At 56.7% G+C, this 3,502-nt stretch carries 3 protein-coding genes; all 3 read right to left on the bottom strand.

What is annotated here, in order from left to right; all coding sequences use genetic code 11:
* A partial coding sequence (locus NE623_RS14365) for a hypothetical protein (RefSeq protein WP_256273490.1) occupies window positions 1-2,527 on the bottom strand: 2,527 nt, incomplete at its 3' end.
* A gap of 57 nt (window positions 2,528-2,584) precedes the next feature.
* On the bottom strand, window positions 2,585-3,070 hold the full coding sequence (locus NE623_RS14360) for a gamma-glutamylcyclotransferase family protein (protein WP_256273489.1): 486 nt from the start codon (window positions 3,068-3,070) through the stop codon (window positions 2,585-2,587).
* A gap of 8 nt (window positions 3,071-3,078) precedes the next feature.
* Window positions 3,079-3,417: an amidoligase family protein gene (locus NE623_RS14355; RefSeq protein WP_370866770.1), complete on the bottom strand. Its 339-nt coding sequence runs from the start codon at window positions 3,415-3,417 to the stop codon at window positions 3,079-3,081.
* Window positions 3,418-3,502: the final 85 nt, after the last annotated feature.

Here is a 3,502-nt window from a genome sequence, read left to right as displayed (position 1 = left end):
GCTGCGTGATATTCTCAGCGGCGTACAGATCGTACACAGCACCTTCCAGCGTAGTATCTCCGTTGCTGCCCGCAGCCAGATACCGCGCGGCGTCCAAGTCTACTTTGGAGAGCGTGATATTACCAAGGACACGGTCGTTCTGCATCTTGTCGGCATTGGCGTGCATGGTGTAGGAATCTTCGTTGTTGGCAATGCCGGTGGGGTCTGTGGCGTAGGTCTTATCCGCATTGCGGCTGCCAAAGGTGATGGTGACCACACCCTCACCGGTGTCGATAAGGGTGCCGCCGTTGTTGGTCGTGCTGATGTCGGCGTTATAATCGGCGTTTCCCAGCCAAATCGTCTGACCGTCCAACGCTTTCGTGATTTCAAAGGCATACGCCCGCTTGCCCAGTACAGAGCCTGCCGTACCGGGATTGGTCACATCCGTCCAATCACCGTAGTACCCGCTGGGTGCGCGACTCTCCACAATGATAAATTTGCCCTCGTTGCGCTGGGTATAGAACAAATCATCCGAACCGCCTGCATAGTCGCTGTGGTTGATGACCTTGTAGGTGCCATCTGCTTGGCGCTCGACTTTGTACCGGTTGTATCCGCCAAACGGGATATAGCACTGCCGAACGGTGTCCCACTCGAAAATCTTAAACTCGGCATCGCCCTTGATGCGCTGCTTGGTTTCGCTGTCGATTTTGTCGATGCTGACTTTTACCGACCACTCATCGTTTTTCATCGGGTAGTCGTTGCTGCTATTGGCAGAAACCGTAATGGTCTGGTGGCTGCCCAGCGCGCCGGGCGTGGAATCAAAGCCATGCGGGATGGTGACCTCGTCATAGCTGAATGTAATATTGGCAAGCTGCGCCCGCGCCGAGGCAATAGCAGCATCCACCATGCCCTGCGCTTCGTTCTGCAGCTGCCCGATGGCTACATTCTTGGCAGCTTCGGCAGCGGCGTCTGCTTCGGCTTGGCTGGTGAACGGTCCTTCCTGCCCGGAAAGCGTGCTGGTGCTGGTCTTGGACACCTCGTAGTGAACCGTCCATGTGGCAGAACCATCGCCGCCGTTGAGGTGAAAACTGTCATCCTGTGTGTGACCGATTGTGGTAATTGTTTGTGCCCCGGCAGGGGTCATCTGCCAGCTGCCGCCGTCCACGCTGCCGCCGGTCCGGCTGGGCGTGACGGTAATGACCGCGCCGTCCACCTTTTCCATCGTGTTCAGCTGGTACTTGTCGGTATTGACAGTGAATGTCAAATCAAAGCTGCCGCCGGCAGTCTGGGCGGGAGCCTGCCAGTCGGCATAGTACTCCTGCGGCACGGGTTCGGGTTCCGGCTCCGGTTCTTCTCCCTCAATGGCGGGACCAATCAAGGCGACTGTCTGCCAACCGCTGGCGGCGGGCTGATAAATGTAGGTGTAATATCCCGCTTCGGCGGTATAGGTCTGCACCCCGTTCAACAGTTCCTCTGCCGATTCTCGGTAAAGCGCAGCCGCCCGGCTGTCGGGGTAGTGCTGCATAATATACAGCTGCAGATCGTCGTAAATCATTTCGCAAAAATCCGAGACAGACAGTTCCGCCTCATCTTCTGCGCAAAAAACAGCGGGGAAATCGCCGTCCTCGTCCAGAGAAAGCTGGTTCAGCCCGCCCCAAATGCGAATCTGGTTGCCGTAATGGTCACCGGGGATGCACTGGTCTGCGCCCACCGTGGAGGTGTGGGAATAGCTGTACGGCGGGCAGCCGTTGGGCTGACCGTTGGCACCGTGGGTGCAGCAGTAGGCGGGTTCGCCGTTAAACCAAATTAGCCATGTGGCGTTGACTTTTGCCACTTTTGTGATGCGCCCGCTTGTCACAGACGGGGTGGGACGTCCTGCGTAAGGTGCAACCCCCATATCCGCAAACGGAGGGGCTGCCGTGCTGCTGCGGTCAATTTCGACATTCAGATTTTGAGTCAGTGAATTACCATCCGGGGCAGTGTAGACAAACTGCGCTGTGAAATCTTCGTCGGTCAGCAGATACAGCCCTGTGGCAGCGGCAGAGGTTTCCGTATACTCGCTGTGCAGAACGGTCGTGTCCTGCGCGGGTTCGCCGTAATAGTCCAGCAGCGTGACATTTTCGGGCAGCAGCACATCGGTTCGGGAACCGTCCGCTGGGTATTCGACCTGCGCCATAAGCGGCACGATGGCATAGTCGGTATCCTCGGTCAAGGGTACGGTCACGGTTTTGTCGCCGCTGTTCAGGGCATCCGGGTCAAGGTGACTGTCCTGCTCCAACTGACCGTCCGCCCACAGTGACAGACCGATTTTTGTCTGCCCTGTCGCAACCGGAAGCCCCTCGCTGCCGATGTAGGACCCGGCAGGTGCATCCGGCAGGTCGGCGTACAAAACCGCCGCGTCCGGGTCAAGGGTTGCCGTCTGCGCAGTTTCGGGGGTTACTGCGGCATCCTCCGCAAAGGCGGGCAGCGCTGCGCCCAGATTTGTGAGCGCAATCCCTCCCGCCAGCAGCAGCGACAATCCCTGCTTTATTCTGTGTTTGTTTTTCATACTGGTTCTCCTTTTGTTGCAAAAGAAAAAGCCCGCTGCGCGGTGCAGCGGGCTTGGTTAGCGTTCGGGAGCGTGTTTCTTAGGGACCGGCGCGGCTCTGGCCTTGTAGGCTTTTCTGTATTTTTCGTCAGCATCATAGAACTGCTGCGGAGAAATACCGGCGTCCAGACACCCCTGCATGACAACCGCATTGTAGCGGCTGCTGACCGGGAGCAGCTGGTCGCGGTACGGTGCGTTCATGGTGTAAACCATGATTTCATGCGGCGTGCCGTCTGCATCCGTAACCGTCATGGTTTCCTTGTCATAGAATGTCGGGTAGCCTTCATAACAGTCAAGCTGTGATTCGTCATGGTCAGTGACAGACCAGATCAGCCCTTCAACGCTTGCGCCCTCTTTGGGCAAAATCGTCAGGTAGCCGCGCCGGAACGCCAGCTCATAGCCGTCCAGCTTGGCTGTACCCACCACTGTTGCTTCGGGGCATCGGTAAGCCATCTGCTCAAAATTCAGATTGGAACCATAGGCAAAATATTCTTTTTTCGACATTTCTTCTCCTATCTGACCTCGTCAGTGCGGGGCCGTGGTTGATTGCTGGGATACAGCGACTTGTCGTGCCGCCACGCCTTGTCACCGGGCAGGTTCTTCAGCAGGTGCATCCGCACATTCTTATACTCCGGGCCGATCAGCCCCAGCCGCAGCAGAAAGGTGCGGAAGGTGAACGCCGGATTATCCCCGATGGGCGTTTTCCGAAACTGCGTGTACTTCTGGTTAATGCCCTGCGCGGAGATTGCCATAGCCAGAATGATGTTTGCTTTGACTTCGCCTGCGTGCAACGTGGAGTTGAACAGCCGCCACTCGACTGTGCCATGGTAGAACACAGAATGCAGGTTCAAGGCATTATGTTGAGCTCAACATAAGGCTTGTTATGCGCAGAAAAAAGTTATGCTGAGAATCTTTTAGAACAGACGTTACTTCGAG

The organism is Gemmiger formicilis, from assembly GCF_024462815.1.
Classification (GTDB): domain Bacteria; phylum Bacillota; class Clostridia; order Oscillospirales; family Ruminococcaceae; genus Gemmiger.
The sequence above is the reverse complement of the archived record's forward strand: the minus strand, read 5'-3'. Positions and strand labels throughout refer to the sequence as shown.

Coding starts and splice junctions, on each gene's coding strand:
- NE623_RS14360 (WP_256273489.1), bottom strand. CDS start 3,070: ATGTCGAAAAAAGAATATTTTGCCTATGGTTCCAATCTGAATTTTGAG.